The sequence below is a fragment of the Mycobacterium lehmannii genome (assembly GCF_002245535.1).
GTDB classification, from domain to species: domain Bacteria; phylum Actinomycetota; class Actinomycetes; order Mycobacteriales; family Mycobacteriaceae; genus Mycobacterium; species Mycobacterium lehmannii.
Window position 1 is genome coordinate 39,048 of sequence record NZ_NKCN01000022.1, and the last position, 25,625, is coordinate 64,672.

29 protein-coding genes are annotated in these 25,625 nt (G+C 67.8%); 19 read left to right on the forward strand and 10 right to left on the reverse strand.

Annotated elements, in window-relative coordinates; genetic code table 11:
• Positions 1–36 precede the first annotated feature (36 nt).
• Positions 37–1,050 (forward strand): alcohol dehydrogenase catalytic domain-containing protein, encoded by a 1,014-nt coding sequence (locus CEX87_RS21105; RefSeq protein ID WP_064427525.1) that lies wholly within the window; start codon positions 37–39, stop codon positions 1,048–1,050.
• A gap of 48 nt (positions 1,051–1,098) precedes the next feature.
• The gene (fbaA, locus tag CEX87_RS21110) at positions 1,099–2,139 is read left to right on the forward strand and encodes a class II fructose-bisphosphate aldolase (RefSeq protein ID WP_064427524.1); all 1,041 of its coding nucleotides are present in this window, start codon (positions 1,099–1,101) and stop codon (positions 2,137–2,139) included.
• A gap of 49 nt (positions 2,140–2,188) precedes the next feature.
• Here fbaA and CEX87_RS21115 read toward each other — a convergent pair whose 3' ends face one another.
• Positions 2,189–3,082 (reverse strand): Rv0361 family membrane protein, encoded by an 894-nt coding sequence (locus CEX87_RS21115; protein ID WP_094288980.1) that lies wholly within the window; start codon positions 3,080–3,082, stop codon positions 2,189–2,191.
• A gap of 117 nt (positions 3,083–3,199) precedes the next feature.
• On the opposite strand from CEX87_RS21115, the gene CEX87_RS21120 reads away from it, so the two are divergent.
• Positions 3,200–3,616, forward strand: coding sequence for a DUF3151 domain-containing protein (locus CEX87_RS21120; protein ID WP_094288982.1), 417 nt, complete (start codon positions 3,200–3,202; stop codon positions 3,614–3,616).
• Here the strand turns inward: CEX87_RS21120 and CEX87_RS21125 are convergent, their stop codons facing one another.
• The 3 genes from CEX87_RS21125 to CEX87_RS21135 form a co-directional block, all read right to left on the reverse strand.
• A complete protein-coding gene (locus CEX87_RS21125) occupies positions 3,617–4,507 on the reverse strand; it encodes a cation diffusion facilitator family transporter (RefSeq protein ID WP_064420011.1) in 891 nt (296 codons plus the stop codon). It abuts the gene before it with no gap.
• A 69-nt stretch (positions 4,508–4,576) separates the two neighbouring features.
• Complete coding sequence (locus tag CEX87_RS21130) at positions 4,577–5,359, reverse strand: site-2 protease family protein (RefSeq protein WP_094288984.1); 783 nt, start codon at positions 5,357–5,359, stop codon at positions 4,577–4,579.
• A 19-nt stretch (positions 5,360–5,378) separates the two neighbouring features.
• Entirely contained in the window at positions 5,379–5,981 is a 603-nt protein-coding gene (locus tag CEX87_RS21135; protein ID WP_064427521.1) for a hypothetical protein, read from the reverse strand.
• A gap of 93 nt (positions 5,982–6,074) precedes the next feature.
• On the opposite strand from CEX87_RS21135, the gene CEX87_RS21140 reads away from it, so the two are divergent.
• From CEX87_RS21140 to CEX87_RS21150, 3 genes are read left to right on the forward strand one after another with little or no spacing between them, the layout of a single operon-like run.
• The gene (locus CEX87_RS21140) at positions 6,075–7,370 is read left to right on the forward strand and encodes an adenylosuccinate synthase (RefSeq protein WP_094288986.1); all 1,296 of its coding nucleotides are present in this window, start codon (positions 6,075–6,077) and stop codon (positions 7,368–7,370) included.
• A 52-nt stretch (positions 7,371–7,422) separates the two neighbouring features.
• Positions 7,423–8,055: a PaaI family thioesterase gene (locus tag CEX87_RS21145; protein WP_094288988.1), complete on the forward strand. Its 633-nt coding sequence runs from the start codon at positions 7,423–7,425 to the stop codon at positions 8,053–8,055.
• Between the two features lie 46 nt (positions 8,056–8,101).
• Complete coding sequence (locus CEX87_RS21150; protein ID WP_094289034.1) at positions 8,102–8,707, forward strand: hypothetical protein; 606 nt, start codon at positions 8,102–8,104, stop codon at positions 8,705–8,707.
• Here the strand turns inward: CEX87_RS21150 and CEX87_RS21155 are convergent.
• From CEX87_RS21155 to CEX87_RS21165, 3 genes are read right to left on the reverse strand one after another with little or no spacing between them, the layout of a single operon-like run.
• A complete protein-coding gene (locus tag CEX87_RS21155) occupies positions 8,704–8,895 on the reverse strand; it encodes a ferredoxin (protein ID WP_064399873.1) in 192 nt (63 codons plus the stop codon). The genes CEX87_RS21150 and CEX87_RS21155 overlap by 4 nt on opposite strands.
• Before the next feature lie 5 nt (positions 8,896–8,900).
• Positions 8,901–10,109, reverse strand: coding sequence for a cytochrome P450 (locus CEX87_RS21160; RefSeq protein WP_064399807.1), 1,209 nt, complete (start codon positions 10,107–10,109; stop codon positions 8,901–8,903).
• A 56-nt stretch (positions 10,110–10,165) separates the two neighbouring features.
• Complete coding sequence (locus CEX87_RS21165; RefSeq protein ID WP_094288990.1) at positions 10,166–12,184, reverse strand: MMPL family transporter; 2,019 nt, start codon at positions 12,182–12,184, stop codon at positions 10,166–10,168.
• Positions 12,185–12,307: 123 nt separating this feature from the next.
• Between CEX87_RS21165 and CEX87_RS21170 the strand changes: the two genes are divergently transcribed.
• The 6 genes from CEX87_RS21170 to CEX87_RS21195 are packed head-to-tail and all read left to right on the forward strand — an operon-like array spanning position 12,308 to position 16,581.
• The gene (locus tag CEX87_RS21170; protein ID WP_064427536.1) at positions 12,308–12,739 is read left to right on the forward strand and encodes a MarR family winged helix-turn-helix transcriptional regulator; all 432 of its coding nucleotides are present in this window, start codon (positions 12,308–12,310) and stop codon (positions 12,737–12,739) included.
• A 59-nt stretch (positions 12,740–12,798) separates the two neighbouring features.
• Complete coding sequence (gene purT, locus CEX87_RS21175) at positions 12,799–14,052, forward strand: formate-dependent phosphoribosylglycinamide formyltransferase (RefSeq protein WP_094288992.1); 1,254 nt, start codon at positions 12,799–12,801, stop codon at positions 14,050–14,052.
• Between the two features lie 2 nt (positions 14,053–14,054).
• A complete protein-coding gene (locus CEX87_RS21180) occupies positions 14,055–14,501 on the forward strand; it encodes an Rv0361 family membrane protein (RefSeq protein WP_094288994.1) in 447 nt (148 codons plus the stop codon).
• Positions 14,502–14,521: 20 nt separating this feature from the next.
• Positions 14,522–14,941 carry a rhodanese-like domain-containing protein gene (locus CEX87_RS21185; RefSeq protein WP_094288996.1) on the forward strand — a complete coding sequence of 140 codons (420 nt, stop codon included), beginning with the start codon at positions 14,522–14,524 and terminating at the stop codon, positions 14,939–14,941.
• Positions 14,938–16,164, forward strand: a complete 1,227-nt coding sequence (locus tag CEX87_RS21190; RefSeq protein ID WP_094288998.1) for an O-succinylhomoserine sulfhydrylase — start codon at positions 14,938–14,940, stop codon at positions 16,162–16,164. Before CEX87_RS21185 ends, CEX87_RS21190 begins: the two co-directional genes overlap by 4 nt.
• On the forward strand, positions 16,165–16,581 hold the full coding sequence (locus CEX87_RS21195) for a hypothetical protein (RefSeq protein WP_094289000.1): 417 nt from the start codon (positions 16,165–16,167) through the stop codon (positions 16,579–16,581).
• 6 nt (positions 16,582–16,587) lie between these two features.
• Here CEX87_RS21195 and CEX87_RS21200 read toward each other — a convergent pair whose 3' ends face one another.
• Positions 16,588–17,439: an SDR family oxidoreductase gene (locus CEX87_RS21200; protein WP_064419999.1), complete on the reverse strand. Its 852-nt coding sequence runs from the start codon at positions 17,437–17,439 to the stop codon at positions 16,588–16,590.
• Positions 17,440–17,561: 122 nt separating this feature from the next.
• On the opposite strand from CEX87_RS21200, the gene CEX87_RS21205 reads away from it, so the two are divergent.
• Complete coding sequence (locus CEX87_RS21205) at positions 17,562–18,044, forward strand: GNAT family N-acetyltransferase (RefSeq protein WP_064419998.1); 483 nt, start codon at positions 17,562–17,564, stop codon at positions 18,042–18,044.
• 108 nt (positions 18,045–18,152) lie between these two features.
• Positions 18,153–18,449, forward strand: a complete 297-nt coding sequence (locus CEX87_RS21210) for a hypothetical protein (protein ID WP_233151464.1) — start codon at positions 18,153–18,155, stop codon at positions 18,447–18,449.
• Here CEX87_RS21210 and CEX87_RS21215 read toward each other — a convergent pair.
• Positions 18,446–19,189 carry an MBL fold metallo-hydrolase gene (locus CEX87_RS21215; RefSeq protein WP_094289004.1) on the reverse strand — a complete coding sequence of 248 codons (744 nt, stop codon included), beginning with the start codon at positions 19,187–19,189 and terminating at the stop codon, positions 18,446–18,448. The genes CEX87_RS21210 and CEX87_RS21215 overlap by 4 nt on opposite strands.
• A 55-nt stretch (positions 19,190–19,244) precedes the next feature.
• On the opposite strand from CEX87_RS21215, the gene fgd reads away from it, so the two are divergent.
• Genes fgd through CEX87_RS21235 form a run of 4 tightly spaced genes read left to right on the forward strand, consistent with a single transcriptional unit; the run spans position 19,245 to position 24,512 of the window.
• Positions 19,245–20,246, forward strand: a complete 1,002-nt coding sequence (gene fgd / locus CEX87_RS21220; protein ID WP_198957279.1) for a glucose-6-phosphate dehydrogenase (coenzyme-F420) — start codon at positions 19,245–19,247, stop codon at positions 20,244–20,246.
• Between the two features lie 24 nt (positions 20,247–20,270).
• Positions 20,271–21,284, forward strand: coding sequence for an endonuclease/exonuclease/phosphatase family protein (locus CEX87_RS21225; protein WP_064427511.1), 1,014 nt, complete (start codon positions 20,271–20,273; stop codon positions 21,282–21,284).
• 10 nt (positions 21,285–21,294) lie between these two features.
• Positions 21,295–23,370 (forward strand): phosphate acetyltransferase, encoded by a 2,076-nt coding sequence (gene pta / locus CEX87_RS21230; RefSeq protein WP_094289008.1) that lies wholly within the window; start codon positions 21,295–21,297, stop codon positions 23,368–23,370.
• Positions 23,370–24,512: an acetate kinase gene (locus CEX87_RS21235; RefSeq protein ID WP_094289010.1), complete on the forward strand. Its 1,143-nt coding sequence runs from the start codon at positions 23,370–23,372 to the stop codon at positions 24,510–24,512. The genes pta and CEX87_RS21235 overlap by 1 nt, the downstream gene beginning before the upstream one ends.
• Here CEX87_RS21235 and CEX87_RS21240 read toward each other — a convergent pair.
• Positions 24,447–24,893: an STAS domain-containing protein gene (locus CEX87_RS21240; protein WP_064419992.1), complete on the reverse strand. Its 447-nt coding sequence runs from the start codon at positions 24,891–24,893 to the stop codon at positions 24,447–24,449. The two genes, CEX87_RS21235 and CEX87_RS21240, sit on opposite strands and share 66 nt — an antisense overlap.
• Before the next feature lie 364 nt (positions 24,894–25,257).
• Between CEX87_RS21240 and CEX87_RS21245 the strand changes: the two genes are divergently transcribed.
• A complete protein-coding gene (locus CEX87_RS21245; protein WP_064420059.1) occupies positions 25,258–25,623 on the forward strand; it encodes a group I truncated hemoglobin in 366 nt (121 codons plus the stop codon).
• The last annotated feature ends 2 nt before the right edge of the window (positions 25,624–25,625 follow it).

The window sequence follows — 25,625 nt, forward strand, 5'->3', positions numbered from 1 at the left end:
ATGCGTACACCGGTGCTGCGTCACTAATGTCTGCCTATGCCCACTCACAAGGCGGTTCTCGTCGAATCCGTCGGCGGTCCCCTCACCCTGGCCGACGTCGAAACCACCTCCCCGCCGCCGCTGCACGTGCGCATCGCCGTCGTCGCGTGCGGCGTGTGCGGTACCGACCATGGCTTCGTTACCGGCAGCTTTCCCGGCCTGAACTGGCCGATCACGTTGGGCCACGAGATCGCCGGGACGATCGCCGAGGTCGGCGAGGGCGTCGAGGACTTCGCGGTCGGTGACCGGGTGGCCGTCGGATGGTTCGGCGGCAACTGCAACCGATGTGTGCCGTGCCGCAAGGGCCAGTTCATGCAGTGCGAGCGCATGCAGGTGCCGAGCTGGCACTATCCGGGCGGCTACGCCGAATCGGTCACCGCGCCCGTCACCGCGCTGGCCCGCATCCCCGAAGGGTTGTCGTTCGCCGAGGCCGCCCCGATGGGCTGTGCGGGCGTCACCACCTTCAACGGGCTGCGTCAGACCAAAGCCAAGTCCGGTGACCTCGTTGCCGTGCTCGGCGTCGGCGGCCTCGGTCACCTCGGTGTGCAGTTCGCCAGGGCGATGGGTTTCGAGACGGTGGCGATCGCCCGCGGTGCGGACAAGGAGGCCGACGCCCGCGAACTCGGCGCTCACCACTACATCGACTCCAAGGCCGTCGACGTCGCCGCCGCGCTCAAGGACCTCGGCGGTGCGGCCGTGGTGCTGGCGACGGCGGCGAATTCACAGGCGATGGCCGACACCGTGGGCGGGCTGGCGGCCCAGGGTGAACTCGTCATCATCGGCGTCACCGCCGACCCGTTGCCGATCGCCCCGGTCCAGCTGATCACCGACGGTCTGAGCGTCAGCGGCCATCCGTCGGGCACCTCGCGTGACGTCGAGGAGACGATGCACTTCGCGGTGCAGAGCGGGGTGCGCGCCCGGATCGAGCAGCGCCCGCTGACCGAGGCCGCCGAGGCCTACGCCGCAATGGAGGAGGGCCGGGCCCGATACCGCATGGTCTTGACCATGTGAACCGGGCGTCGCGGTGGGATAATCGCCGAAACGGCGAGAGGACGGCCCATGCCCATCGCAACGCCCGAGCTGTACGCGCAGATGCTCGACCGGGCCAAGGAGCACGGTTACGCGTTCCCGGCCATCAACTGCACGTCATCGGAATCGGTGAACGCGGCCATCAAGGGCTTCGCCGACGCCGGCAGTGACGGGATCATCCAGTTCTCAACCGGCGGAGCGGAATTCGCGTCGGGCCTCGGGGTCAAGGATATGGTCACCGGTGCGGTTGCGCTCGCCGAGTTCGCTCACGTCATCGCCGACAGGTATCCGATCACCGTGGCGTTGCACACCGACCACTGTCCCAAGGACAAGCTCGACACCTACGTTCGGCCGCTGCTGGCCATCTCGCAGCAACGGGTTTCCGACGGTGGGCAGCCGTTGTTCCAGTCGCACATGTGGGACGGCTCGGCGGTCCCGCTCGACGAGAACCTCGAGATCGCGCGCGAACTGCTCAAGGACGCCGCCGCGGCGAAGATCGTGCTTGAGATCGAGATCGGTGTGGTCGGCGGCGAGGAGGACGGCGTCGCCAACGAGATCAACGACAAGCTCTACACCACCGCAGAGGATTTCGAGAAGACCGTCGAGGTGCTCGGTGCAGGCGAGCACGGCAGGTACCTGCTGGCCGCGACGTTCGGCAACGTGCACGGCGTGTACAAACCGGGCAACGTCAAACTCCGGCCCGAAATCCTCGACGAGGGGCAGAAGGTCGCCGCGGCCAAACTTGGATTACCTTCGGAGGCAAAGCCTTTCGACTTCGTCTTCCACGGCGGCTCGGGCTCGCTGAAGTCCGAGATCGAGGATGCGTTGCGCTACGGCGTGGTGAAGATGAACGTCGACACCGACACCCAGTACGCGTTCACCCGGCCGGTGGTCGCGCACATGTTCACCAACTACGACGGCGTGCTCAAGATCGACGGTGAGGTGGGCGACAAGAAGGCCTACGATCCGCGCAGCTACCTGAAGAAGGCGGAGGCCTCGATGAGCGAACGCGTCGTCGAGGCGTGCCGCGATCTGCACAGCGCGGGGCGTTCGGTCACCGCGTCCGCGTGACGTCGGTGCGCTAACCGTCGCTCAGCGATCGGTAGTGCACCGAACTCGCTTATTGCGGCGCCTGGCAGATCTTCCACTGGTCGTCGCGGAATTCCAGATCGAAGCTGCGCGTCGACCGGGTCTGGGGCGCGTAGGCCATGAACGCGGTCACGTTCGCCTCGGCGTGGTCGCCGTTGATCACCACCTGGTCGATGCTGGCGACCACCGGATACTGCTTGGCGGCGGCGACTCGTTCGTGGATCTCCTCCCACGTCTTGTCGTCGTATCTGACGTAGCTGTCGCGCTTGCTGCCGCAGGTGATGCTGCGCAACTTCGCCAGGTCGCCGCTCTGGATCGCGGTGTCGAATTCCTCGATGGTGTTGCGGACCATCTCCTCCTGCGACGCCCCCGGCTTCGAGTCCCGGGTCAACAACACGGTGCCGAGCACGGCGATAGCCACCAGCGCGGCGATGACCAGCACCACGGCCACCACCCACCCCCAGCTGCGGCGCTGCTGCGGAGCGCCGGGAGCGTCGCCACGCGGCGGAATAACCTGCGGGGCAACGGATTTCTGCTGTTCTGCGACGCCGGGGGAGGAGAACACCTCGGTGGCCGGTTCCGCAGGGGTGTCGATCTTCTGGGTCGTGCCCGCATCGAATCCGGAGGGCGCGGTGAATCGGCGCTCACCCTGCTCGACGCCCGGCGCCGACTCGGTGTGCGGTTGAGCGGTCGACATCACCTCGGTCGCTGGCTCGTGATCGGCGTGCGGTTCGATCACCTCGGTGGCCGCGTCGGCGTCGTGAACCTCGCGGGTCTCGTCGGCGCGCGAATCGTCGTCAGCGGAGTCGGCGGGCCGAGCATCGTCGCTTTCGGGTGTTTCGGGGTTCTCGGAGGCGTCAACGTCCGAGGCGTCCGACCCTTCCGGACCATCTTCCGGCTGGTCAGGCCCTGATGGATTCGACATGCCTGTTGCGGTCCTCCCTTACGACGCTACGGCCGGAAGCTTAGTCACCGCTGCCCAGTCCGCGCTCGGACCCCGTGCGGCGCCGCCCGCAGCGGCGCGCACGGCACAATGGGGGCCATGACAGGGATGGGTGATCTTCTGGGGCCGGATCCGGTGCTGCTGCCCGGCGACAGCGACGCCGAAGCCGAACTCGCCGCCGGGGAAAAGCCCGCGATCGTGGCGGCCGCGCATCCCTCCGCGTCGGCCGCATGGGCGACGCTGGCCGAGGACGCGCTCTCCGACGACAGGGCGATCACCGCCTACGCCTATGCGCGCACTGGCTATCACCGCGGGCTGGATCAGTTGCGCCGCAACGGCTGGAAGGGCTTTGGTCCCGTGCCCTACCGTCACGAACCCAACCGCGGATTTCTGCGCTGTGTCGCGGCGCTGGCCCGTGCGGCCGACGCGATCGGGGAGACCGACGAGAACCAGCGCTGCCTGGACCTGCTCGACGACTGCGATCCGTCGGCGCGGGCCGAACTCGGGCTCGCCTGACTATTCCGCTTCGCAGTTGCAGTCCCCGGTGCCGTCGCCGGGTTCCACCTGAACCGTCGCATGATCCAGACCGCGTTCGGTCAGCACGGCACGCGCATCATCGAGCACCAGCGCCGAATCGCGGTTGCTGGTCAGATGCGCGGTGACCATGTCCTTGCCCGGCACCAGGGTCCACACGTGCAGATCGTGCACATCGGTCACGCCCTCGACCGCGCACAGGGCGGTCCGCAACTCCTCGACGTCGATGTGAGCGGGCGACGACTCCGACAAGATCCGCAAGGCGGCCCGCGCCAGTGCGAACGCCCGCGGCAACACCCACAGCGCGACGAACACCGCGACCACGACGTCGGCGTACGGCCAGCCCGTCGTGACCGTGACGATGCCGGCGATCAGCACGCCGATGCTGCCGACGGTGTCGGCGACGACCTCCATGTAGGCGCCCTTGACGGCCAGGCTCGTCTCGGAGTGCGAGCGCAGCAGCAGCACGACCACGGCGTTGGCCACCAGCCCCGCCAATGCCACGACGATCATCGGCACACCGGGGACCTCGGGGGCGTCTCCGATCCGTTCGATCGCCTCGATGAGGATGAACGCCGCGACGCCGAGTAGCAGCACCGCGTTGGCCACGGCGGTGAACACTTCGGCGCGGTGCCAGCCGTACGTGCGGGCGGGGGAGGTGCTGCCCCTGCGGGCGAGCAGCACCGCGGTCAGGCCCATGAACATCGCGACCAGATCGGTCAGCATGTGGCCGGCGTCCGCCAACAGCGCGATGGAGTTGATCATCAGCGCCGTGACGAGCTCGATCACGAAAAAGGCGGTCAGGATCGCCGCGGCGACCGCCATCCGGCTGACCCGGGTGTCGCCTCTGCTGTGATCGTGACCGGCACCCATGCCAGCAATATATGCGGAAATATGCATATGTTGCAAGGAGGTGGCCCGCCGGCGCTCATCGCGGCGGGATCAGAACCAGGCCGACCAGAACCGGGTCAGATCGCTGCCCAGCCACACCAGCGGGCGCGGCACGCCCGTGAAGTCGAAGAACCACAGCACCACCTGCCAGAACCACGTGTTGAGTCCGGGGGTGAAGAGCAGCAGTAGCAGGACCAGCAGGCCCCACTGCTTGGCCGGAGCCACCGCTCGTTGGGTCTGCGGGCTCAGGTGCGGCTCGAGCGCGCCGTATCCGTCCAGCCCGGGTACCGGCAGCATGTTCAGCACGAACGCGGTGACCTGGAGAAAGCCCAGGAACGCCATGCCGGCCCAGAAGACGCCGTGCGCGGGGTCGTAGAGCACGCTCGTCACCACCAGCAGCAGCACCGCGAACACCAGGTTGGTGGACGGTCCCGCCAGGCTGACCAGTGTGCGCTGGCGTCGGGTCATCCAACCGGTGTGGACATACACCGCCCCGCCGGGCAGGCCGATCCCGCCGATCGCGATGATCACGACCGGCAGCCCGATCGACAACAGGGGGTTGGAGTACTTGAGCGGGTTGAGCGTGAGGTAGCCGCGCACCGCGACGTCGCGGTCGCCGAACCGCCATGCGGTGTAGGCGTGCGCGAACTCGTGCACGCACAGCGACACCAACCAGCCCGCGATCACGAACGTGAACACCCCGACATAGGCCAGCGGTCGCGAGATCTCCGTCGCGCACACCCATGCCAGTACGCCGCCGGCCACGGTGGCCGCCACGATCGCCAGGAACACCGGGCTGGGCCGCACCGACTGGTGCAGCGGACGAACGCTCACGGGTCGAAGCTACCCGAGGTCAGCGCACCCGCAGCCAGCCTTCGGTGTGCCGGTAGAACGTCGAGCGCTTCACCGGACGGGCCGCCTTGACGCCGTCGCGGACCACGATGGCGCCGGTGGTGCCGAGCTGGGCCGCCCGTCCCGTCACCCACCGTTGCGGCCGCATGTGACGCGACAACACGGCCGCGCGCAGTCCGGGCATCGCCAGTATCGGTTCGATGCGCACTCCGGTCGCCGCTCCGTCGAAGAGCACCTCGTCGTCGACGACGGCCTCGCCGATCAACTCGGCGGGCGGCGAGCCCTTCTCGGGTCCGCTCTCACCGAGCCAGAACGCGGCGCCGACGAGCGCGGCTCCCCGGTCGTCGCGGATGAGCGGCACCCGCGTGGCACGGCCGCGCAGTGCCCGGCGCGCGTGCCACGGCCTGCGCACGTGGGCCACCTCGACACCGAGCCGATCGGTGCGCAGCAGTCGGGTCAGCACCGTCGCCACATCGGCCTCGGAGCCGACGACGACGAGGCGACGGCAGGGGGTATCCGGTGTCTCGGCAACCGGCAGGCCGCGCAGCGCGGCCGGTATCCGACGTCGGCCGAAACGCAACACCACGACCTCAGCGGTGCTCAAGTTCGGCTCCTCGCAAGTTGCTGGGATAGGGTGTCTCACCGGCTGCAACAAGGTTTTGGGTGCAAGGGTAGCCGGAATTGCGAGGACCAAGTCATGCCGGCAATCGTGCTCATCGGCGCGCAATGGGGCGACGAGGGCAAAGGTAAAGCCACCGACCTGCTCGGTGGACGCGTCCAGTGGGTGGTGCGTTATCAGGGCGGCAATAACGCCGGCCACACCGTCGTGCTGCCGACCGGTGAGAACTTCGCCCTCCACCTGATCCCGTCGGGCATCCTCACGCCGGGCGTGACCAACGTCATCGGCAACGGCGTGGTGGTCGACCCAGGGGTGCTGCTCACCGAACTGCAGGGGCTCGTCGACCGCGGCGTGGACACCGAGCGCCTGCTGATCTCCGCCGACGCACACCTTCTGATGCCGTATCACGTCGCGATCGACAAGGTCGTCGAGCGGTATGCGGGCAGCAAGAAGATCGGCACCACCGGCCGCGGTATCGGCCCCTGCTACCAGGACAAGATCGCCAGGATCGGCATCCGCATGGCCGATGTGCTGGACCGCGCGTTGCTGGCCGAGAAGATCGAGGCCGCACTGGACTTCAAGAACCAGGTGCTGGTCAAGGTCTACAACCGCAAGGCGCTCGACGCCGCCGAGGTGGTCGACAGCCTGCTCAACCAGGCCGAGGGTTTCAAGCACCGCATTGCAGACACCCGCTACCTGCTCAACACGGCGCTGGAGAACCGAGAGACGGTGCTGCTCGAGGGTTCCCAGGGCACCCTGCTCGACGTGGACCACGGCACGTATCCCTATGTGACGTCGTCGAATCCGACGGCCGGTGGCGCCGCGGTGGGATCGGGCATCGGGCCCACCCGGATCACCACGGTGCTCGGAATCCTCAAGGCCTATACGACGCGCGTCGGCTCGGGTCCGTTCCCCACTGAGCTGTTCGACGAGAAGGGCGAGTACCTGTCCAAGACCGGTGGCGAGTTCGGCGTCACGACCGGCAGGCGACGCAGGTGCGGTTGGTTCGACGCAGTCATCGCCCGATATGCCACCAGGGTCAACGGCATCACCGATTACTTCCTCACCAAACTCGACGTGCTGTCCAGCCTGGAGACCGTGCCGGTGTGTGTCGGATACCGGGTGCACGGCCGGCGTCTGGTCGACATGCCGATGACCCAGTCCGAGATCGCGCTTGCCGAGCCGATTTACGAAGAGCTGCCCGGCTGGTGGGAGGACATTTCCGGAGCGCGCGAGTTCGACGACCTGCCGGCCAAGGCGCGCGACTACGTACTGCGGGTGGAAGAGCTTGCCGGAGCGCATGTTTCGTGTATCGGCGTGGGCCCGGGCCGAGACCAGACGATCGTGCGTCGCGATATCCTGGCCCAGCCGTGATGTGGGGGCACCGCCAGCTTGCGGGGGACGCTTGCGCGAAGAGCCGACCGCGATGACGGATCCGCACCTCGAAGATCCCGACTACGACAAGCACGGCGGATTCCCGAACTATCAACGGGCCGAGCCCGGGCCGGGATTCGGCCGGTTCCTCACGGCGATGCGCCGCGCACAAGACCTCGCGGTGTCGGCCGATCCGGACAGCGACACCTGGGACCGAGCCGCCGACCAGGCCGAGGCCCTGGTGGCACTTCTCGACCCCTTCCGCGCCGCCGAAGGTGTCGGCCCGGCCAACCGCGTGCCGTCGCTGCCCGGCGCGGGCAGCCTGCTGATGCCGCCGTACCGGGAGGTGGAGCTCCACCCGACCGGGGTCACCCTCAAGGTCCAGTTCAGCCGGTATCACGTCGGAGGCAACTCCGCCGTGCACGGCGGTGTGCTGCCGTTGCTGTTCGACTCGGTGTTCGGCATGGTGATCCACGCCGTCGGCCGGCCGATCAGCCGCACCGGCTTCCTGCACGTCGACTACCGCAAGGTGACCCCCATCGACACCGAGCTGTCGGCCCGCGGCTGGCTGCGGGAAGCCCAGGGACGCAAGGCGTTCGTCAACGCCGAGCTGCGCGACCCCGACGACAACCTGCTCGCCGAGGCGAACGGGTTGATGATCCAGCTGCTCGCCGGTCAGCCGTGAGGCCGATGGCGTGACAACCGACGACACCGGTCCGCGGCCTCCAAGCCTGACCGCCCCTCGCTCGGCCGCCCTGGCCGGTGTCGCGTTCGCGCTGTTGTTCGCGACGGCGCTGGTGCTGATCCGCATTGCCCTACCCGAGGGCCGGGAGCCGGGTTCGCAGTGGGTGGCTGAGCACAGCGTCAACATGCGGATCGCGGCGATTTTGATGCCGTTCGCGGGGATCGCGTTCCTTTGGTTCATGGGCGTCCTGCGGGACGGCATGGGGCGCTACGAGGACAAGTTCTTCGCGACCGTATTCCTCGGAAGCGGCCTGCTGTTCTTGGCGATGATGTTCGTCGCCGTCGCCATGGGTGTGGGTCTCGAACACAGCGGCGCGGCAGCGTATCCCGGTGTCGCCGCGTTCGGACAGATGACGCTGATGACGATCTCGAAGACCTACGCGCTGCGCATGGCGGCGGTGTTCATGATCTCGCTGGCCACGATCTGGCTGCGGACGCGGCTGATGCCGCGGTGGTTGAGCATCGCCACCTACGTCGTGGCGGTGGCGGTGCTACTGGCCGCCGACCTGAGCATGTGGTCGGTGCTGATCTTCCCGGCGTGGGTCCTGGTCGTCAGCGTGCAACTCCTCGCGCACCGACCCGGCCCTCACTAATCGACGAGCCGCAAAGCTTGTGCCGGGCAGAGCTTCACGGCTTCGCGGGCGTGGTCGAGCTCATCGTCGGGCACCTCATCGACCAGCACCACGACGATGCCGTCGTCGTCCTGGTCGAAAACCGCGCCGGCCGACATCACGCAGTTGCCCGCCTGAATGCAGACGTCGCGCTCGGCGTGCACCTTCACATCCGTCACCTCCAATCCACTGATAGCGATTTGAGACCGTAGATGAAGTGGAACGACCGGAACTGCACATCGGCGAAGTCCTCGGCCAGCCGCAGTGCCGGAAAACGTTGCAGCAGAGCGGGAAACGCGATCCGCATCTCCATTCGGGCCAACGGCGCGCCGAGGCAGTGGTGCACACCGTGCCCGAAGGCGAGATGTCCGGCGGCGCCGCGGCCGATGTCGAGCACATCCGGGTCGTCGATGAAGTCGGGATCGCGGTTGCCCGACGGTAGCGACGCGAACACCAGCTGCCCGGCCGGGATCGCGACACCCGCGATCTCGACGTCGGTGGTGGTGATACGCGGTATCGCGGTGTGCACGATGGACAACCAGCGCAGCAGCTCCTCGACCGCGGGGCCGACGGCGTCGGGATCGTCGCGGACGACGGCGAGTTGTTCGGGATGGCGCAGCAGGGCCAGCGTGCCAAGGCCGAGCATGTTGGAGGTGGTCTCGTGGCCGGCGAGCAGCAGCAGCCCGGCGATGCCGACGAGTTCGTCGTCGGTGAGCTCGGCGCCGTGTTCGCGAACCAACATGCCGAGGATGTCGTCGCCGGGCTGTCGCCGTGCCCGTTCGACCAGCGACCGCATGTAGGCCCGCCCGGCCCGCTGCAACTCGAGGCGCTCGGTGAACGGTAGCGACAAGTCGAGCTGGCGCGCGCTGCGGTGCTGGAAGTCGTCCCGGTCCTCGTAGGGCACCCCGAGCAGTTCGCAGATGACCAGCGACGGGATCGGCAGCGCGAAGTGCTCGACGAGATCTGCGGGGGCTCCGGCGGTTTCCATCATGTCCAGGTGTGTCTGGACGATCTCGACGATGCGAGGCTCGAGCCGTTTGATCCGGCGGATCGTGAACTCCGGGGTGAGCATGCGGCGCAGCCGCTGATGCTCGGGCGGGTCCAGACCGAGCAGGTTGCCGGCCCGGGCGCTGGCGAGCTCTTCTTCCGACAACGTCGGAGCGCCGGGGACGACGAATCCCGGAGGGCGGCCGTTGGAGAACCTCTCGTGGTCGGACAGCACCATCTTGACGTCGTCGTGCCGGGTGACCAGGTACACCGTCATACCGAAGGCGTTGACCACCGTGCGAACACCGGTGGTGTCGCGAATCTCGGCCAGCGCAGGGGTGGGATCGAAGGCGTCGCGACGCATATGCAGAGGCGGCAGCTCCGGTGCTTGCGTCATGACCCGACGCTACCCGCCGTGATACGGCGTCGCCGAGACCGACGGTATGGCCGCTTTCACCCGCGCGAATCGACCGAAGCGTCCCTTTCGGCGTCCTGCCCCTTGAGCGCGGGCCACCAGATGCGCGGTCCGATGAGCGTGAACAGCGCGGGGATGATCACGGTGCGCACGATGAAGGTGTCGAGCAGGATGCCAAGGCCGACGATGATGCCGATCTGCGTGAGCACGATCAACGGCAGCACGCCGAGCACGCAGAACACCGCGGCCAACACGATGCCCGCGCTGGTGATCACCGCTCCGGTCGCGGACACCGCGCGCACGATCCCGCCGCGCGTGCCGTGTTCCGGAGTCTCCTCACGCGCGCGGGTGACCAGGAAGATCGTGTAGTCCACCCCCAGCGCCACCAGGAACAGGAACGCGAACAGCGGTGTGGTGTTGTCGAGTGCGGGGAAGCCGAACACATGCACGCTGGCCCAGCCGCCGAGCCCCAGCGCGGCCAGCGCGCTGAGCACCGTGACCGCCACCAGGATCAGCGGTGCCAGCGCGGCGCGCAGCAATACGTACAGCACCGCGAGCACCACGACGAGGATGGCCGGTACCACGACCGCCCGGTCGCGGGACGCAGCGGCGCTGGCGTCGCGGGCGGTTGCGTCCGAACCGCCGACCAACGCCTCCGGGTCGGCGGTCTGCACCGAATCACGCAGTGCATCAACGGTTTCGAATGCTTCGTCCGAGGCGGGTTCGGCGTCGATGACGACCGACCACTGCGTCAGACCGTCGGCGGTCGGCCCCGCGGGGTTGGCCGACACCACGCCGGGCGTCTCGGTGATCGCGCGCTGTACGTCGGCGGCGCGCTCGGTGGAGGCGATGACACGGGTGGGATCGGTCAGGCCGCTCGGGAAGTGGTCGGCCAACCGCTCGTACCCGCTGACCGATTCGGCCTGCACCCGGAACTGCTCGGTCTGAGACAGGCCTATCGGGGTGGCGACCAACCCGATGCACAGCACCGCGAGGCCGCCGATCGCGATCGTCGCGACGGAAGCGGGCCTACGGGCCACCGCCTCGGTGATGCGGTGCCAGATGCCGCTGTCGGTGAGCGCCCGGTCGCCGATCTTGGGGATGAACGGCCAGAACAACCGCTTGCCGAACAGGGCGAGCAGCGGCGGCAGGACCAGCAGCACGAACACCGCGGCCACGATGAGGCCCGCTGCTGCTTGAACACCCAGGCTGCGAACGCTCGGAGACGACGCGAACACCAGCGTGAGCAGCGCCAGCACCACCGTGGCGTTGCTGGCGATGATCGCCGGGCCGGCCCGTCGCACCGCAGTGTCCAGCGCGTCATGATGGTTCTCGGTGCGGCCCAACTCTTCCCGGTACCGGGAGATGAGCAGCAGCGCGTAGTTGGTACCCGCGCCGAACACGAGCACGCTCGTGATGCCCGAGGTCGAACCGTCCGGGCTCATACCGACCGCCTGGGCCACCGCGGTGCCGAGCACGGCGGCCACCCGGTCGGCGAATCCGATCACCGCCAGCGGCACCAGCCACAGCACGGGAGAGCGGTAGGTGATGATCAGCAGCAGTGCGACAACCGTCGCGGTCACCGCGAGCAGCGTGAAATTGGCGCCGGAGAACGAGTTCGCGATGTCGGCGCCGAACGCCGGACCGCCGGTGACCTCGCTGCGCAGGTCGGCGGGCAACCCCTCGGAAGCCTCCGCGCGCAGGTTTTCGACCGCGTCGGTGAGGTCGAACCCGGACAGGTCGGCGTCCATCGGCACAACCGCGAGGCCGGCCGCGCCATCCTCGGAAATCTGGGCCGCGGGCCACTTCTGTGTGACCGCATCGACGTCGGCCGGGCTCAGCGGGGCGCCGTCGGTGCGGGTGATCACGACGATCGCGGGCACGCGGTCACCGCCGGGGAACTGGGCGCGCAGCGCGTCGACGCGCGCGGACTCGGCGGAGTCGGGTACGGGCACCGGTGACTGCGAGCTGGAATCGTCGCTGCCGACGAGGCCCATCAGGGCGCCCGAAACGAGCACCACGAGTACCGCGAGTATCCAGGAGATGCGGCGGGACATGCCTACGAATATTTCAAAAACTTAACTAACAATCAAACCACTCCGGCCGGCTCGGCCTATGCTTTCGGCGTGTCAGAGGACCGCGGCGCGCTGGAGGCGACGATCGCCGCCGACGTGCGCGCGATGAACGCCGAATCCGATGAGATCGGCAGGCTGTTCGCAAGCCGACATGATGTCGCGGCCAACGATTTTCGGGCATTGCTGCATGTGATGGTCGCCGAGACCGACGGGGTGCCGCTGACGGCGGGGGAGCTGCGCAAGCGGATGGGCATGTCGGCCGCCGCGATCACCTACCTGGTCGAGCGGATGATCGGCTCCGGGCACTTCCGCCGAGAGTCCGATCCGCGGGATCGCCGGAAGGTGATCCTGCGTGTGGCGGATCACGGAGTGGACGTCGCCCGAGGGTTTTTCACCCCGCTCGGTGAACAAACGCGCACCGCGCTTGCGGGTTTGTCCGATGACGAGCTGGCCGCCGCCCATCGCACGTTCACCGCACTCATCGACGCCATGCGGCAGTTTCGCGGTCGGCTGGAGCAGTCCGTCATCCCGAATTGAGCACGCCTGCTCGACGGCGGTGGCCGGTGCGCGACGGTGTCTGGCAGGCTTGAGCCCCGATGACTGATACCCCCCAGACAGCGGTCGGGCCCGCCGATCCGGTGACCGACCCCGAACCGGTCGCCGGCACGCCTGGCGCCTCATCGGTGATGCTGCTCGGCTCGGGCGAACTGAGCCGGGAGCTGGCGCTGGCGTTCCAGCGGTTGGGCGCCGAGGTGATCGCGGTCGACCGCTACGCCGACGCCCCGGCGCACGCCGTCGCCGATCGCCCGGTCGTCGCGAAGATGAACGACGCGGAGGAGCTGACCGCGCTCATCGAGAAGGAGAATCCGCGCTACGTGGTGGCCGAGGGTGCTGTCATCGCCGCCGACGCGCTGATCGCCGTCGCCGAGCGCGGCGTCGCCGAGGTGCTCCCGACCCCGCGCAGCACCCGGCTGGCCCTGGATCGGGAGGGCCTGCGCCGGTTGGCAGCCGACGAGCTGGGCCTTCCCACCGCACCGTTCTGGTTCGCCGGATCGCCCGAGGAACTCAGTGCGGTCGTCCAGCACGCCGGTTTCCCGTTGGTGGTCAAGCCGATCGCTTCGGCTGCGGGTGAGGGCGAGTCGGTACTGGTGCGCGCCGAGGACGTCGAACCCGCGTGGCAGCGCGCGGTCGCCGCCGGCCGGATCCCGCACAACCGCGTAATGGTCGAGTCGGTGGTCGAGATCGATTTCGAGGTCACCCTGCTGACGATCCGCACGGTCGGGCCGACGGGACCCGCCGTGCACTTCTGTGAGCCCATCGGGCACCGCCAGGCCGACGGCGACGCGCTCGAGTCGTGGCAGCCGCAGCGGTTGGCGCCGGCCGCACTGGATGCCGCGAAATCGATCGCCGCGCGCATCGTGAACTCGCTGGGCGGACGCGGCGTGTTCGGTGTCGAACTGTTGGTGCGCGGTGACGAGGTGTACTTCGACAACGTGCGCCCCCGACCGCACGACAGCGGCCTGGTCACGCTGCGCTCGCAGCGGCTTTCGCAGTTCGACCTGCACGCCCGCGCGATCCTGGGTCTGCCCGTCGACACGATCATGATCTCGCCCGCCGCCTCGGAGATCGTTTACGCCGGCGCGGAGGCGCGACCCGCGAGCGGACAGGATCCGCAGGCGGTGCTCGCCGAGGCGCTCGCCGTGGCCGAAAGCGACGTCGCCTTGTTCAACCGCCCCGACGAGACCGAAGACAGGCGCCGGCTCGCGGTGGCGATGGCGACCGCGCCCGACCCGATCGTCGCCCGCGACCGCGCTCGACGCGTCACCGCCGCGCTGCGCAGGCTCTGGTAGCGGTGGCCGAATCCAAATCCACACCCGGCGACCGGCCCACCACGGCGCCGTTTCTGATCGGGCTCACAATCTTTGTGCTCGTCGTGATCGTAATCGGGCTGCTGAACCTGTTCGGCGGCGAGCAGGAGCCCGCTGACCAGCAGGTGGCGCGTGCCGCCGTCGGGCAGAACGACGCACTGCAACGGCAGAACTACTCCGACTACCGCGGCTACACCTGCCCGGAGCAGGCTGGCACCGAAGCGCAAGTTCTTGCCGCGCAACGGGATTCCGTCGCTCAGCGCGGTGAGCGGTTCGTCGATGACGTCACCGAGGTCGCCGTCGCCGGTGACCGCGCCACCGCCAAGGTGACCTACCATTTCGACAACGCGCCCGACGACAAGAAGGTCGTCGAGATGGTGTTCATCCGCGACGGCGACGCCTGGAAGGTCTGTTCCCCCGGTCCCAGGTAGCTGTGGGACACTCAACGACCGTGAGTTACGCCGGAGACATCACGCCCGAAGAGGCTTGGAAGCTGCTGACCGGCACCCCCAACGCGGTGCTGGTGGATTGCCGCACCGACGCCGAGTGGCGCTTCGTGGGCGTACCCGATCTGTCGTCGCTGCAGCGCGAGGTCGTGTTCATCGAGTGGAACCGGGCCGACGGCACGCACAACGACGCGTTCGTCTCCGATCTGCGGCGCGAGATCGCCGACGCCGGTTCCGACGCGGGGCCGGTGGTCTTTCTGTGTCGCTCCGGCAACCGGTCGATCGGCGCGGCCGAGGCCGCCACCGAGGCCGGGATCGGGCCGTCGTACAACGTGCTCGACGGCTTCGAGGGCCACCTCGACGAGAACGGGCACCGCGGCGGAACCGGGTGGAAGGCAGTCGGACTTCCCTGGAAACAGTCATGAGTGCCGATTCCGAGAAGACGGTCCCGTCCGTCCGCATACCCGCGGAGCTGCCGGAGGGAGTCAGCCAGGCGACCATCGGCGTGCGCGGCGGGTTGCTGCGCTCGGAGTTCGAAGAGACCGCCGAGGGGCTGTTCCTCACCTCGGGCTATGTGTATGCCTCGGCCGCCGACGCCGAGAAGGCGTTCACCGGAGAGATCGACCGATATGTGTACTCGCGCTACGGTAATCCGACCATCTCGATGTTCGAGGAGCGGCTGCGCCTGATCGAGGGGGCTCCCGCCTGCTTCGCGACCGCGACGGGCATGGCGGCGGTGTTCACGTCGCTCGGGGCGTTGCTGGGTGCCGGTGATCGGCTGGTCGCCGCGCGCAGCCTGTTCGGCTCGTGCTTCGTGGTGTGCAACGAGATCCTGCCGCGGTGGGGTGTGGAGACCGTGTTCGTCGACGGGGACGACCTGTCGCAGTGGGAAGAGGCCCTCTCGGTGCCCACGCAGGCAGTGTTCTTCGAGACCCCGTCCAATCCGATGCAGTCGCTGGTGGACATCGCCGCGGTTTCTGAGCTCGCGCACGCCGCGGGTGCAAAAGTGGTGCTGGACAACGTGTTCGCCACGCCGATCCTGCAGCAGGGTTTCCCGCTGGGGGCCGACGTCGTCGTCTACTCGGGGACCAAGCACCTCGACGGGCAGGGCCGTGTGCTCGGCGGTGCGATCCTCGGCGACAAGCAGTACATCGACGAGCCGGTGCAGAAGTTGATGCGCCACACCGGGCCCGCGCTGAGCCCCTTCAACGCGTGGACACTGCTCAAAGGACTGGAGACGCTCGCGGTGCGGGTGGACTACCAGAACACGTCGGCGCAGCGGGTCGCCGAATTCCTGGAGGAGCACCCCGCGGTGAGCTGGGTGCGCTATCCGTTCCTCGAATCACACCCGCAGTACGACCTGGCCAAGCGCCAGATGACCGGGGGCGGAACGGTTGTCACGTTCGAGGTCGTCGGCGGCAGCAAGGAGCGCGCGTTCGAGGTGCTCGACAAGCTGCGCATCGTCGACATCTCGAACAACCTCGGCGACGCCAAGTCGTTGGTCACCCACCCGGCGACCACCACCCACCGCGCGATGGGGCCGGAGGGCCGTGCCGCGATCGGGCTGGGCGACGGTGTCGTGCGGATCTCGGTGGGCCTGGAGGGAACCGACGACCTGCTCAACGATCTCGATCAGGCGTTGAGCTGAGTGTCCAAACGCAGCGACGCGAAGAAGGCCCGCCGGCGCAAGCGGCAGGCCGCCCGCAACGAGCGCTGGATACCCGACACGGTGATGGACGCACTGACCGAAGAGACCGCGACGGCGGCGGTGCTCGAGGCCTTCGACGAGCGAATCACCGAGCGCGGCTGGGTGTTCGACGACGAGCTCTCCGACGAGGAGTCCGCGCTGTGGTTCTACCCACCCTCGCAGGCCGAGGTGCCGGACGAGGATCTGGTGTCGGTCACCACGGTCGTGCTCACTGCTGACGACGACGCCGACGTCGCGCATGTGGTGTTCGTGGGCACGGCCGACGACTACCAGTTCAACTTCGACGAGCTGTTCGAGTCCCTTGACGTCGTGGAGGCCTACCGGTTGGGCGATCCCGCACCGACGTTCCCGGTCTAGCGCCGGTCAGTCCTCGACGACACCCTGCGCGGTGCGCGCCCGGTCCTCGTACTTCTTGCGGGCGGTCGTGTCGAAGTCGAGGAAGACCCGGTCCAGTCCGAGCTTGTTGTTGAGCCAACGACGCCCGCGCGGGCCGAGCATCTGCGCGGCCTGGGCGGTGAAGCGCAGCGGAGTCGGCACGGAGACATGGGTTTTCGGCTTGTCGAGGGTCTTGACGATCGCCGCGGCGATGTCCTCGGGCTCGACCGGTTTGATCGCACCGCCGCTCTTGGTGCCCGAGATCAGCTCGGTGTTGGTGAACGGCGGCATGATCACCGACACGTCGACGTTGTGTTGCGCGACCTCGTCGGCCAGCGCGGCCGTCAGCCCGACGACACCGAACTTCGCGCCCACGTACACGACCTGACCCGGCACCGGGATCAGCCCCGACAGCGAGGCGATGTTGATGATGTGGCCGCTGCGCCGCGCGATCATGTCCGGCAGCACCAGCTGACAGCCGGTGATCACGCCGTAGAGGTTGACCTCGAGGCTCGACCGGATCGACTGCTCGGTCTCGTCGACGAAAGGTCCGATCGGCATCACGCCGGCGTTGTTGATCAACACGTCGATGCGTCCGCCGCCCTCGGTGCGGGCCTTGTCGAGGAACGACGCGAACGACTCCCGGTCGGTGACGTCGAGCGGATAGCCTGACGCCTGCCCCAGGTTGCCCAACTGCGCGACGGCCGATTCCTGCAGTGCCACGTCGCGGTCGCCGATCACCACGCGGGCGCCACGCGCCAGCAGCGCCTTGGCGGTCGCAAAGCCGATTCCGCGGGCGGCACCGGTGATCGCGATGGTCTTGCCCCTGATGTTGTCCATGCGGCCAAACTTTACACGTGTCAAGTTTGGTTGGGGAAGTGGCGATTCTCGGATCGGGCCGAGCCGTCGCGACGTACAGGAATGGACGCGCCCGGTTCGCGTTGGACAGTGAGGTGAAACCAATGTCGACCCAGCTCACGTTCGTCGCCGTCCGCCAGGACGATCCCTTGGCCGAGCCGTTGCTGGCCGAGTTGACGGTCGAGTACTCCAGGCGTTACGGCCCGCCCGAAGAAACGGTGAGCACGTGGCTGCGCGGGTACCCGGCCGATGAGTTCGCCCCACCGCACGGCGACCTCGTGGTGGGGCTCCTCGGCGACCGGCCGGTGACCGGCGGCGCGTTCTGCCGGTTCGACGACACCACCGCCGAACTGAAGCGGATCTGGACCGACAGCCGGCACCGTCAACAGGGTCTGGCCACGGCGCTCCTCGTCGAACTCGAGGCCCGCATCGTCGCCCGCGGATATCGACGGGTCTACCTGACGACCGGTGACCGCCAACCCGAAGCGGAGGCCTTGTACGAATCGGCGGGCTACGAGCGTCTGGCCGATCCGCTGCCCGCCGAGGGCGATGTGTTCCCGGTGGCGTTCGCCAAGGTGCTGCGATGAGCGACTTCACCGGCCACCCGCTCAGAGCCCCGTCGGGTCCGGAAACCGGCCTATAGGCTGGGCTGCGGTGCCGGCCCGGAACGGACTTCCGCGGCGCCGGGGGTGATGGTGGCGTTGTCGCAAACGATGATCGGCTGGCTGTTGGTGCTAGGCGGACTGCTGACGTTCCTGTTCGGAGTGGCCTCGCGCGTGTTCATCGGGCGCCGTCGCGAAACGAAGGCCGTCCGCGTCATGGTGCACACCTTCCGCCGGACCGGGGTGGCGCGCGTGCTGTTCGGGCGGTTCGAGAGCGACGTGCTCGACGACGACGAACTCGACGCCATGATCCTGATGCCGACCGTCGTCATCGCGTCCGGGCTGTCGTTGACCGCAGTCTTTCTGCTCGGCTACCAGAGCCTGGTCTAGGACGCGCTTTGACGCGCGGCTCGTTCGGCCGCCTCGCGCATCGACCCGCGCCATACCGGGCCGTGCCCGGGCAGCAGCACCTCGGCGTCCAGCAGGCCGAGTGCGGACAGGCTGCGCACGCAACCGTCTTGGTCGTGGTTGAAGAGCCCGGGCAACAGTTGCGGGCCTCCCCGCGTCGACAGCGGGTGCCCGGTGACCAGCGCGTCGCCACTCACCAGTACGTCGTCGACCAGGAACGAACAGTGCCCGCCGGTGTGACCCGGCGTCGGGATCGCCACCGGCTTGCCGGGTAGACCCGCCGCCACCTGCTCGGTCAACCCCTGTGCGGTGGGTATGCCGTCGCGCACCATGGCACCCTTGCGGGTGATCGCGACCGACCACGTGAGATAGCGCGGGCGCCAGACGTGCTTGGCGATATCGGTCGGAGAGGCTTGTTCGAGGTACTCCCGCTTGGCGTGGCCGACTTCGGCGGCGTGGCAGTAGACCGGGGTGCCGTACGTCTTCGCGAACCAGATCGCCGAGCCGAAATGGTCGATGTGGGCGTGCGTCAACAGGATTGCGCGCAGATCGTCGACTCCGAAACCGAGCTCACGCAGCGATGCGAGCACGTCGTCGCGGCTGCCGGGGAAACCCGTGTCGATCAACATGACGCCCGCTTCGTCGGTCACCAGTGTCCAGTTGACGAGGTCGGTGAACGCGAAATGGACGGTGTCGGTGATGGCGCTCAGGGCTGCTGCCATGCCGCGAGTGTAAGCAAGGGAGTAGAAACGAATCGTGGCTGAAACCAAACCTGGACTGAAACTGGGCTACAAGGCGTCGGCGGAGCAGTTCGCGCCGCGGGAACTGGTCGAGCTGGCCGTGGCGGCCGAAGAGCACGGCATGGACAGCGCGACGGTCAGCGATCACTTCCAGCCGTGGCGCCATGAGGGTGGCCACGCGCCGTTCTCGCTGGCGTGGATCACCGCGGTCGGCGAGCGCACCAAGAACATTCGGCTCGGGACGTCGGTGCTCACCCCGACGTTCCGCTACAACCCCGCGGTGATCGCGCAGGCGTTCGCCACCATGGGCTGTCTGTACCCGAACCGGATCTTCCTCGGCGTGGGCACAGGCGAGGCGCTCAACGAGATCGCCACCGGCTACGAGGGCGACTGGCCCGAGTTCAAGGAGCGCTTCGCCCGGCTGCGGGAGTCGGTCAAGCTGATGCGGGAGTTGTGGCTGGGCGACCGGGTCGACTTCGACGGCGAGTACTACCACACGAAGGGTGCCTCGATCTACGACGTGCCAGACGGCGGCGTCCCGGTGTACATCGCAGCGGGCGGGCCGGTGGTGGCCAAGTACGCCGGCCGTGCGGGTGACGGGTTCATCTGCACCAGCGGCAAGGGTGAGGAGCTCTACAAGGACAAGCTCATCCCCGCGGTCAAGGAGGGAGCGGAGGCGGCGGGCCGCGACCCCGACAGCATCGACCGGATGATCGAGATAAAGATCTCCTACGACACCGATCCCGAGCTCGCCCTCGAGAACACCCGGTTCTGGGCGCCGCTGTCGCTGACCGCCGAACAGAAGCACTCCATCGACGATCCGATCGAGATGGAGAAGGCCGCCGACGAGCTGCCCATCGAGCAGGTCGCCAAGCGCTGGATCGTCGCGTCGGATCCCGACGAGGCCGTCGAGAAGGTGAAGGACTACGTCGACTGGGGACTCAACCACCTGGTGTTCCACGCCCCGGGCCACGATCAGCGCCGGTTCCTCGAACTGTTCCAGCGCGACCTGGAGCCGCGGCTGCGGCGGTTGGGCTAGTCGCGCGAACCACCCTGACACAACATGATTCGAGTACCGGCAACGGTCCTCGGTGCGCTTGCGTTCGCGTTGGCGCTTGCCGGGGTGGTGTCGCGCTATCTGCCCGTCGACAGCGAGGTCGTGCTGGTGCTCGCTTCGGCGTCGCCATACCTGACCGCCGCGGGGGTGGCGTCGATGGCGCTGTTCGCGGTGGCGCGGCGGTGGGCGGCGACGATCCTGGCCGCGGCGCTGTGCGTGGTGATGCTCGCCGTACTCGCGCCCCGCTTTCTCGGGCCGGAGAAGACCGGTGTTCCCGCGGTCTCGGTTCGGGTGCTCACCGCCAACCTCGGAATGGGTGGCGCCGACGCGCGCGCGGTGGTGGCGTTGGCGTCCTCTGTGGCCGACGTCCTCGTCGTACAGGAGATGACTCCGCAAGTGGCCGAGGCCATGTCGGCCGCCGGGCTCGACACCGTCTTCGGCCACCGGGCGATTGACCCCCGCCCGTCGGCCGACGGGATCGGGGTGTGGAGCCGCCACCCGATCGTGGCCGCGGCCGCCGTCGAGGGGTATCAGATGCCGATGCTCAGCACCCGGATTCGCGTGCCTGGCGTCAGGTTCGACCTCACCGTGCTCGCCGTGCATCTGGCCGCTCCGTGGGTTCAGCCGCTGCGCTGGTTCTCCGACGACATCGCGCGATTTCCCGAGACGCTGCGGGCGTTGGCCGATACCGCCGGCTCCGGTGCGGTCGTCGTGGCGGGCGACCTCAATGCGACCTACGACATGAGCCCCTTCCGCCGGCTGTTGGACGAGGGATACCGCGACGCGGCCGAACAAGCCGGCGCGGGTCTCACCCGCAGTTACCCGAGCAGGCCGTGGTTACCGTCAGTGGTCGGCATCGACCATGTGCTGCTGCGCAATTGCGCGGCCTCGTCGGCGTACACCGTGGAGGTGCCCGGGTCCGACCACCGCGGGCTCGCAACCGTCGTCGACATCCCCGCGGACCCGACGGCCAGCCTGGCGCCCAACTTACGCACACCGAACCGCTCATGGTTGTCCTAGGCTGGCGTCCGTGTCTTCGCGCGAGCTCGCATCCGCCGTCTACGTCGCATCCCCGGAAGGGGACACCGGTAAATCGACGATCGCGCTGGGCGTCCTGCACCGGTTGACGGCCACCGTGGTCAGGGTCGGCGTCTTCCGGCCGATCACCCGGCTGGGTGAGGACCGCGACTACATCCTCGAGCTGCTGCTGAACCACGCCACGGCGGGCCTCTCGTACGACGATTGCGTCGGCGTCGGCTACGAACAACTGCACGAAGACCCCGACGGCGCACTGGCCGAGATCGTCGACCGGTACCACCGAGTGGCCGACCAGTGCGATGCGGTCCTGATCGTCGGCAGCGACTACACCGACGTCGCCACGCCCAGCGAGCTGTCGACCAACGCACGGATCGCGGCCAACCTCGGCGCTCCGGTCGTGCTGGCGGTCAAGGCCAAGGATCGCAGCCCCGACGCCGTCGCGAACATCGTCGATATCTGCCTCGACGAGATCACCGCCCAGCATGCGCACACCGCGGCGGTCGTCGCCAACCGCTGTGACCCCGCACAACTCACGGCGATGCTCGACGCTCTTAAGGACTTCGATCCCAAGTGCTACGCGCTGCCGGAGGAGCCGCTGCTGGTCGCCCCTTCGGTCGCCGAACTGCAGCAGGCCGTCGAGGGCGAATTGATCAGTGGCGATCCGGCGCTACTGTCACGTGAGGCAATGGATCTGATGGTCGCAGGGATGACGGCCGAACGCGTCCTGGAGCGGCTCAGCGAGGGCGTGGCCGTGATCGCGGCCGGCGACCGATCGGACGTCGTGCTCGCGCTCGCGAGTGCCCATGCCGCCGAAGGCTTCCCGTCGTTGTCATGCATCATCCTCAATGGCGGGCTGGAACTACATCCCTCGATCGCGGCTCTCGTGTCGGGGCTGGGGCTACGGCTGCCGATCATCGCCACCGAATTCCGGACGTTCGAGACGGCCAGCCGGGTGGCCGCCGCACGCGGCAGGGTGACGTCGAGCTCCATGCGCAAGATCGACACCGCCATCGCGTTGATGGAAACTCACGTCGACATCGCCGACATGCTGGATCGGCTGGCCATCCCGATCCCGCAGGTGGTCACTCCCCAGATGTTCACCTACAAGTTGCTGGAGTGGGCCCGGTCGGACCGTAAGCACATCGTGTTGCCGGAGGGCGACGACGACCGCATCCTGACCGCGGCCGGTCGGCTGCTGCACCGCGGCGTCGCCGAGCTGACGATTCTGGGCGAGGAATCTCAGATACGGGCGCGCGCAGCGGAATTGGGTATCGATCTCTCCGACGCCGCCGTTCTCGACCCGCAGACCAGCGACCTGTGCGACAAGTTCGCCGAACAGTACGCCGAAATGCGCAAGCACAAGGGCGTCACGGTGGAGCAGGCACGCGAGATCATCCACGACGTCTCCTATTTCGGCACCATGCTGGTGCACAACGACATGGTCGACGGCATGGTCTCCGGTGCCCGGCACACCACCGCCCACACGGTGCGACCCGCCTTCGAGATCATCAGGACGCTGCCCGACGTGTCGACGGTCTCCAGCATCTTCTTGATGTGCCTTGCCGACCGGGTGCTGGCCTACGGTGACTGCGCGATCGTGCCGGATCCGACCGCCGAACAGCTGGCCGACATCGCGATCTCGTCGGCCCGCACCGCGGCCAGCTTCGACATCGAGCCGCGAGTCGCGATGCTGTCCTACTCGACAGGCACCAGCGGAGCCGGCGCGGACGTCGAAAAGGTGCGGCAGGCAACCGAACTGGTCACGCAGCGGGAACCGGACCTGCTGGTCGACGGTCCGATCCAGTACGACGCCGCCGTCGACGCCTCGGTGGCCAAGTCCAAGATGCCCGACTCGAAGGTGGCAGGCCGGGCCACGGTGCTGATCTTCCCCGACCTCAACACCGGGAACAACACGTACAAGGCAGTCCAACGCAGCGCCGGCGCAATCGCGATCGGGCCGGTGCTGCAAGGGTTGAAGAAACCCGTCAACGACCTCTCGCGCGGGGCGTTGGTGGAGGACATCGTCAACACCGTGGCGATCACCGCGATCCAGGCGCAGACGCTCTGATGGCGCGCAGCGTACTGGTGCTCAACTCGGGTTCGTCATCGCTCAAATACGCTGTCATCGAACCCGATTCGGAGACGATGGTGATCGACGGCATCGTCGAGCGCATCGGTGAGGGGCAGGTACGCGACCACGCCGAGGCGCTGCAGACGGCGTTCGGCCAGATGGCCGAAGCGGGCCGGGGCCCCGACGCCCTCGACCTCGTTGCCGTCGGGCACCGCGTGGTGCACGGAGGTCCGGACATCTACCAGCCGACGCTTATCGACGACGCCCTGGTCGCGAAAATCGACGAGCTGTCTCCCCTTGCCCCGCTCCACAATCCGCCGGCACTGCTGGGAATCGAGGAGGCACGCAAGGCGCTGCCCGATCTGCCTCACGTCGCGGTCTTCGACACCGCCTTCTTCCACGACCTGCCCGCCGCGGCGGCGACGTACGCGATCGACCGTGACGTCGCCGAACAGTGGCACATCCGTCGCTACGGCTTCCACGGCACCTCGCACCAGTACGTCAGCGAGCAGGCCGCGGCCTTCCTGGGTGTGCCGTTGGACTCGGTGCGCCAGATCGTGCTGCACCTGGGAAACGGCGCGTCGGCCTCTGCCATCGTCGGGGGCCGACCGGTGGACACCTCGATGGGGCTGACGCCGATGGAGGGCCTGGTGATGGGAACCCGGTCCGGCGACATCGACCCCGGTCTGATGTTCTATCTGTGGCGCACGGCGAACATGAAGGTCGAGGACATCGAGGAGATGCTCAACCGTCGCTCGGGGGTACGTGGACTCGGCGGCGAGGTCGACTTCCGAGTCCTGCACCAGCGCATCGAATCAGGGGACACCTCTGCGCAACTGGCCTACGACGTCTACATCCACCGACTGCGCAAATACATCGGCGCCTATCTTGCGCTGCTGGGCGGCGCGGACGTCATCACCTTCACTGCCGGAGTGGGGGAGAACGACGCGGCGGTGCGGCGCGACGCGTTGAGTGGCATGGCGCCGTTGGGCATAGAACTCGACGAGGCGCTCAACGCCAAACCCGACAAGAAAGCCCGGCGGATATCGGCCGACCGGTCTCCGACGACGGTGCTAGTTGTTCCCACTGATGAGGAGCTCGCGATCGCCCGCGCTTGCACGAACCTCGTCGAGCACTGAGCGCGGCTTCTCGAGCGGCAGTTCCTGGGCGGAATCGCAAATTGCCAGCAGCCGGCGGACCTGCCTGCCGCAGCGCACCTGCCAGTCGATTCCGTTCCGGGAGCAGATCACGTTGATGTAGTGCAGCGCGGCGAAGCCTGCGCTCCCGAAGAAGTCGACGAGCCGCAAATCGATCACCAGACGCCGGGTGCCGGCGACCTGACCTTCGACGTAGGTGGCCAGCGCTCTGCTGTTGGTGGCATCGATCTCGCCGTCGACAGTCACGAGCACCGTTGAACCCTGTCTGTGCGACGCGGTGAAGCTGGCGCGATGGTGGTGTTCGCACTGATCGAAGGACCGAGGGTCGGGACGGAACACCCGGCAGGTTCCTACAGCGGACACGGCGCACTCCTGTTGTCGAGATGCAATTGAAACCGCGGAGGCCGTCAGCGATGCCTGACAGCTGCTGGACCCGCAAACGGGAAATGGTCCCCGATGACCTCTGCAGTTGGCTGTGACCTCAACCTGTGATGCAGATTACTACGAAATCCGCGGCATGACCATTGAGTGTTACGACATGGGCAAATCCCGTAAAGTCGGCGTGCTGGACCCGAGGGTTTGCTGTAAGGGCCACTGAATCCGTAGTTCTCACACGGCTTGGGGTAGTACCGGTGAGATTGAATTTGCCCCGCTGGCAACGCGTCGAAATCCGCACGCAACCGCCGTCGGCTGGAATGTGTCCATCCGGTGCGACGAAGGGGCACACATGCCGAGTATCTACGAGCAGATCGGCGGCCACGAGGCCCTCGAAGGCGTGGTCGAGGACTTCTACCGCCGCGTGCTGGCCGACGACCAGCTGTCCGGATTCTTCACCGGAACCAACATGGCGCGGCTCAAGGGGCGCCAGGTCGAGTTCTTCGCCGCAGCGCTGGGCGGGCCCGAAGCCTATACCGGCGCGCCGATGCGCCAGGTCCACCAGGGCCGCGGAATCACGGTCCACCATTTCAACCTTGTCGCGGGACATCTGGCCGCGAGCCTAGCCGCGGCCGGGGTGCCTGCGGAGACGGCCAGCCAGATTCTCGAAGCCATCGCCCCGCTCAGCGACGAGATCGCGAGCGCGAGCGTCGCCTGATC

Bases quoted from the DNA above. Each gene is read 5' to 3' on its own strand.
- CEX87_RS21105 (WP_064427525.1), top strand. From the start codon at position 37: ATGCCCACTCACAAGGCGGTTCTCGTCGAATCCGTCGGCGGTCCCCTC.
- CEX87_RS21115 (WP_094288980.1), bottom strand. From the start codon at position 3,082: ATGTCGAATCCATCAGGGCCTGACCAGCCGGAAGATGGTCCGGAAGGG.
- CEX87_RS21170 (WP_064427536.1), top strand. From the start codon at position 12,308: ATGAACGCCGAATCCGATGAGATCGGCAGGCTGTTCGCAAGCCGACAT.
- CEX87_RS21205 (WP_064419998.1), top strand. From the start codon at position 17,562: ATGTCGACCCAGCTCACGTTCGTCGCCGTCCGCCAGGACGATCCCTTG.
- purT (WP_094288992.1), top strand. From the start codon at position 12,799: ATGACTGATACCCCCCAGACAGCGGTCGGGCCCGCCGATCCGGTGACC.
- CEX87_RS21120 (WP_094288982.1), top strand. From the start codon at position 3,200: ATGACAGGGATGGGTGATCTTCTGGGGCCGGATCCGGTGCTGCTGCCC.
- CEX87_RS21200 (WP_064419999.1), bottom strand. From the start codon at position 17,439: ATGGACAACATCAGGGGCAAGACCATCGCGATCACCGGTGCCGCCCGC.
- CEX87_RS21165 (WP_094288990.1), bottom strand. From the start codon at position 12,184: ATGTCCCGCCGCATCTCCTGGATACTCGCGGTACTCGTGGTGCTCGTT.
- CEX87_RS21125 (WP_064420011.1), bottom strand. From the start codon at position 4,507: ATGGGTGCCGGTCACGATCACAGCAGAGGCGACACCCGGGTCAGCCGG.
- CEX87_RS21245 (WP_064420059.1), top strand. From the start codon at position 25,258: ATGCCGAGTATCTACGAGCAGATCGGCGGCCACGAGGCCCTCGAAGGC.
- CEX87_RS21215 (WP_094289004.1), bottom strand. From the start codon at position 19,189: ATGGCAGCAGCCCTGAGCGCCATCACCGACACCGTCCATTTCGCGTTC.
- CEX87_RS21190 (WP_094288998.1), top strand. From the start codon at position 14,938: ATGAGTGCCGATTCCGAGAAGACGGTCCCGTCCGTCCGCATACCCGCG.
- CEX87_RS21225 (WP_064427511.1), top strand. From the start codon at position 20,271: ATGATTCGAGTACCGGCAACGGTCCTCGGTGCGCTTGCGTTCGCGTTG.
- CEX87_RS21235 (WP_094289010.1), top strand. From the start codon at position 23,370: ATGGCGCGCAGCGTACTGGTGCTCAACTCGGGTTCGTCATCGCTCAAA.
- CEX87_RS21140 (WP_094288986.1), top strand. From the start codon at position 6,075: ATGCCGGCAATCGTGCTCATCGGCGCGCAATGGGGCGACGAGGGCAAA.
- CEX87_RS21160 (WP_064399807.1), bottom strand. From the start codon at position 10,109: ATGACGCAAGCACCGGAGCTGCCGCCTCTGCATATGCGTCGCGACGCC.
- fbaA (WP_064427524.1), top strand. From the start codon at position 1,099: ATGCCCATCGCAACGCCCGAGCTGTACGCGCAGATGCTCGACCGGGCC.
- CEX87_RS21145 (WP_094288988.1), top strand. From the start codon at position 7,423: ATGACGGATCCGCACCTCGAAGATCCCGACTACGACAAGCACGGCGGA.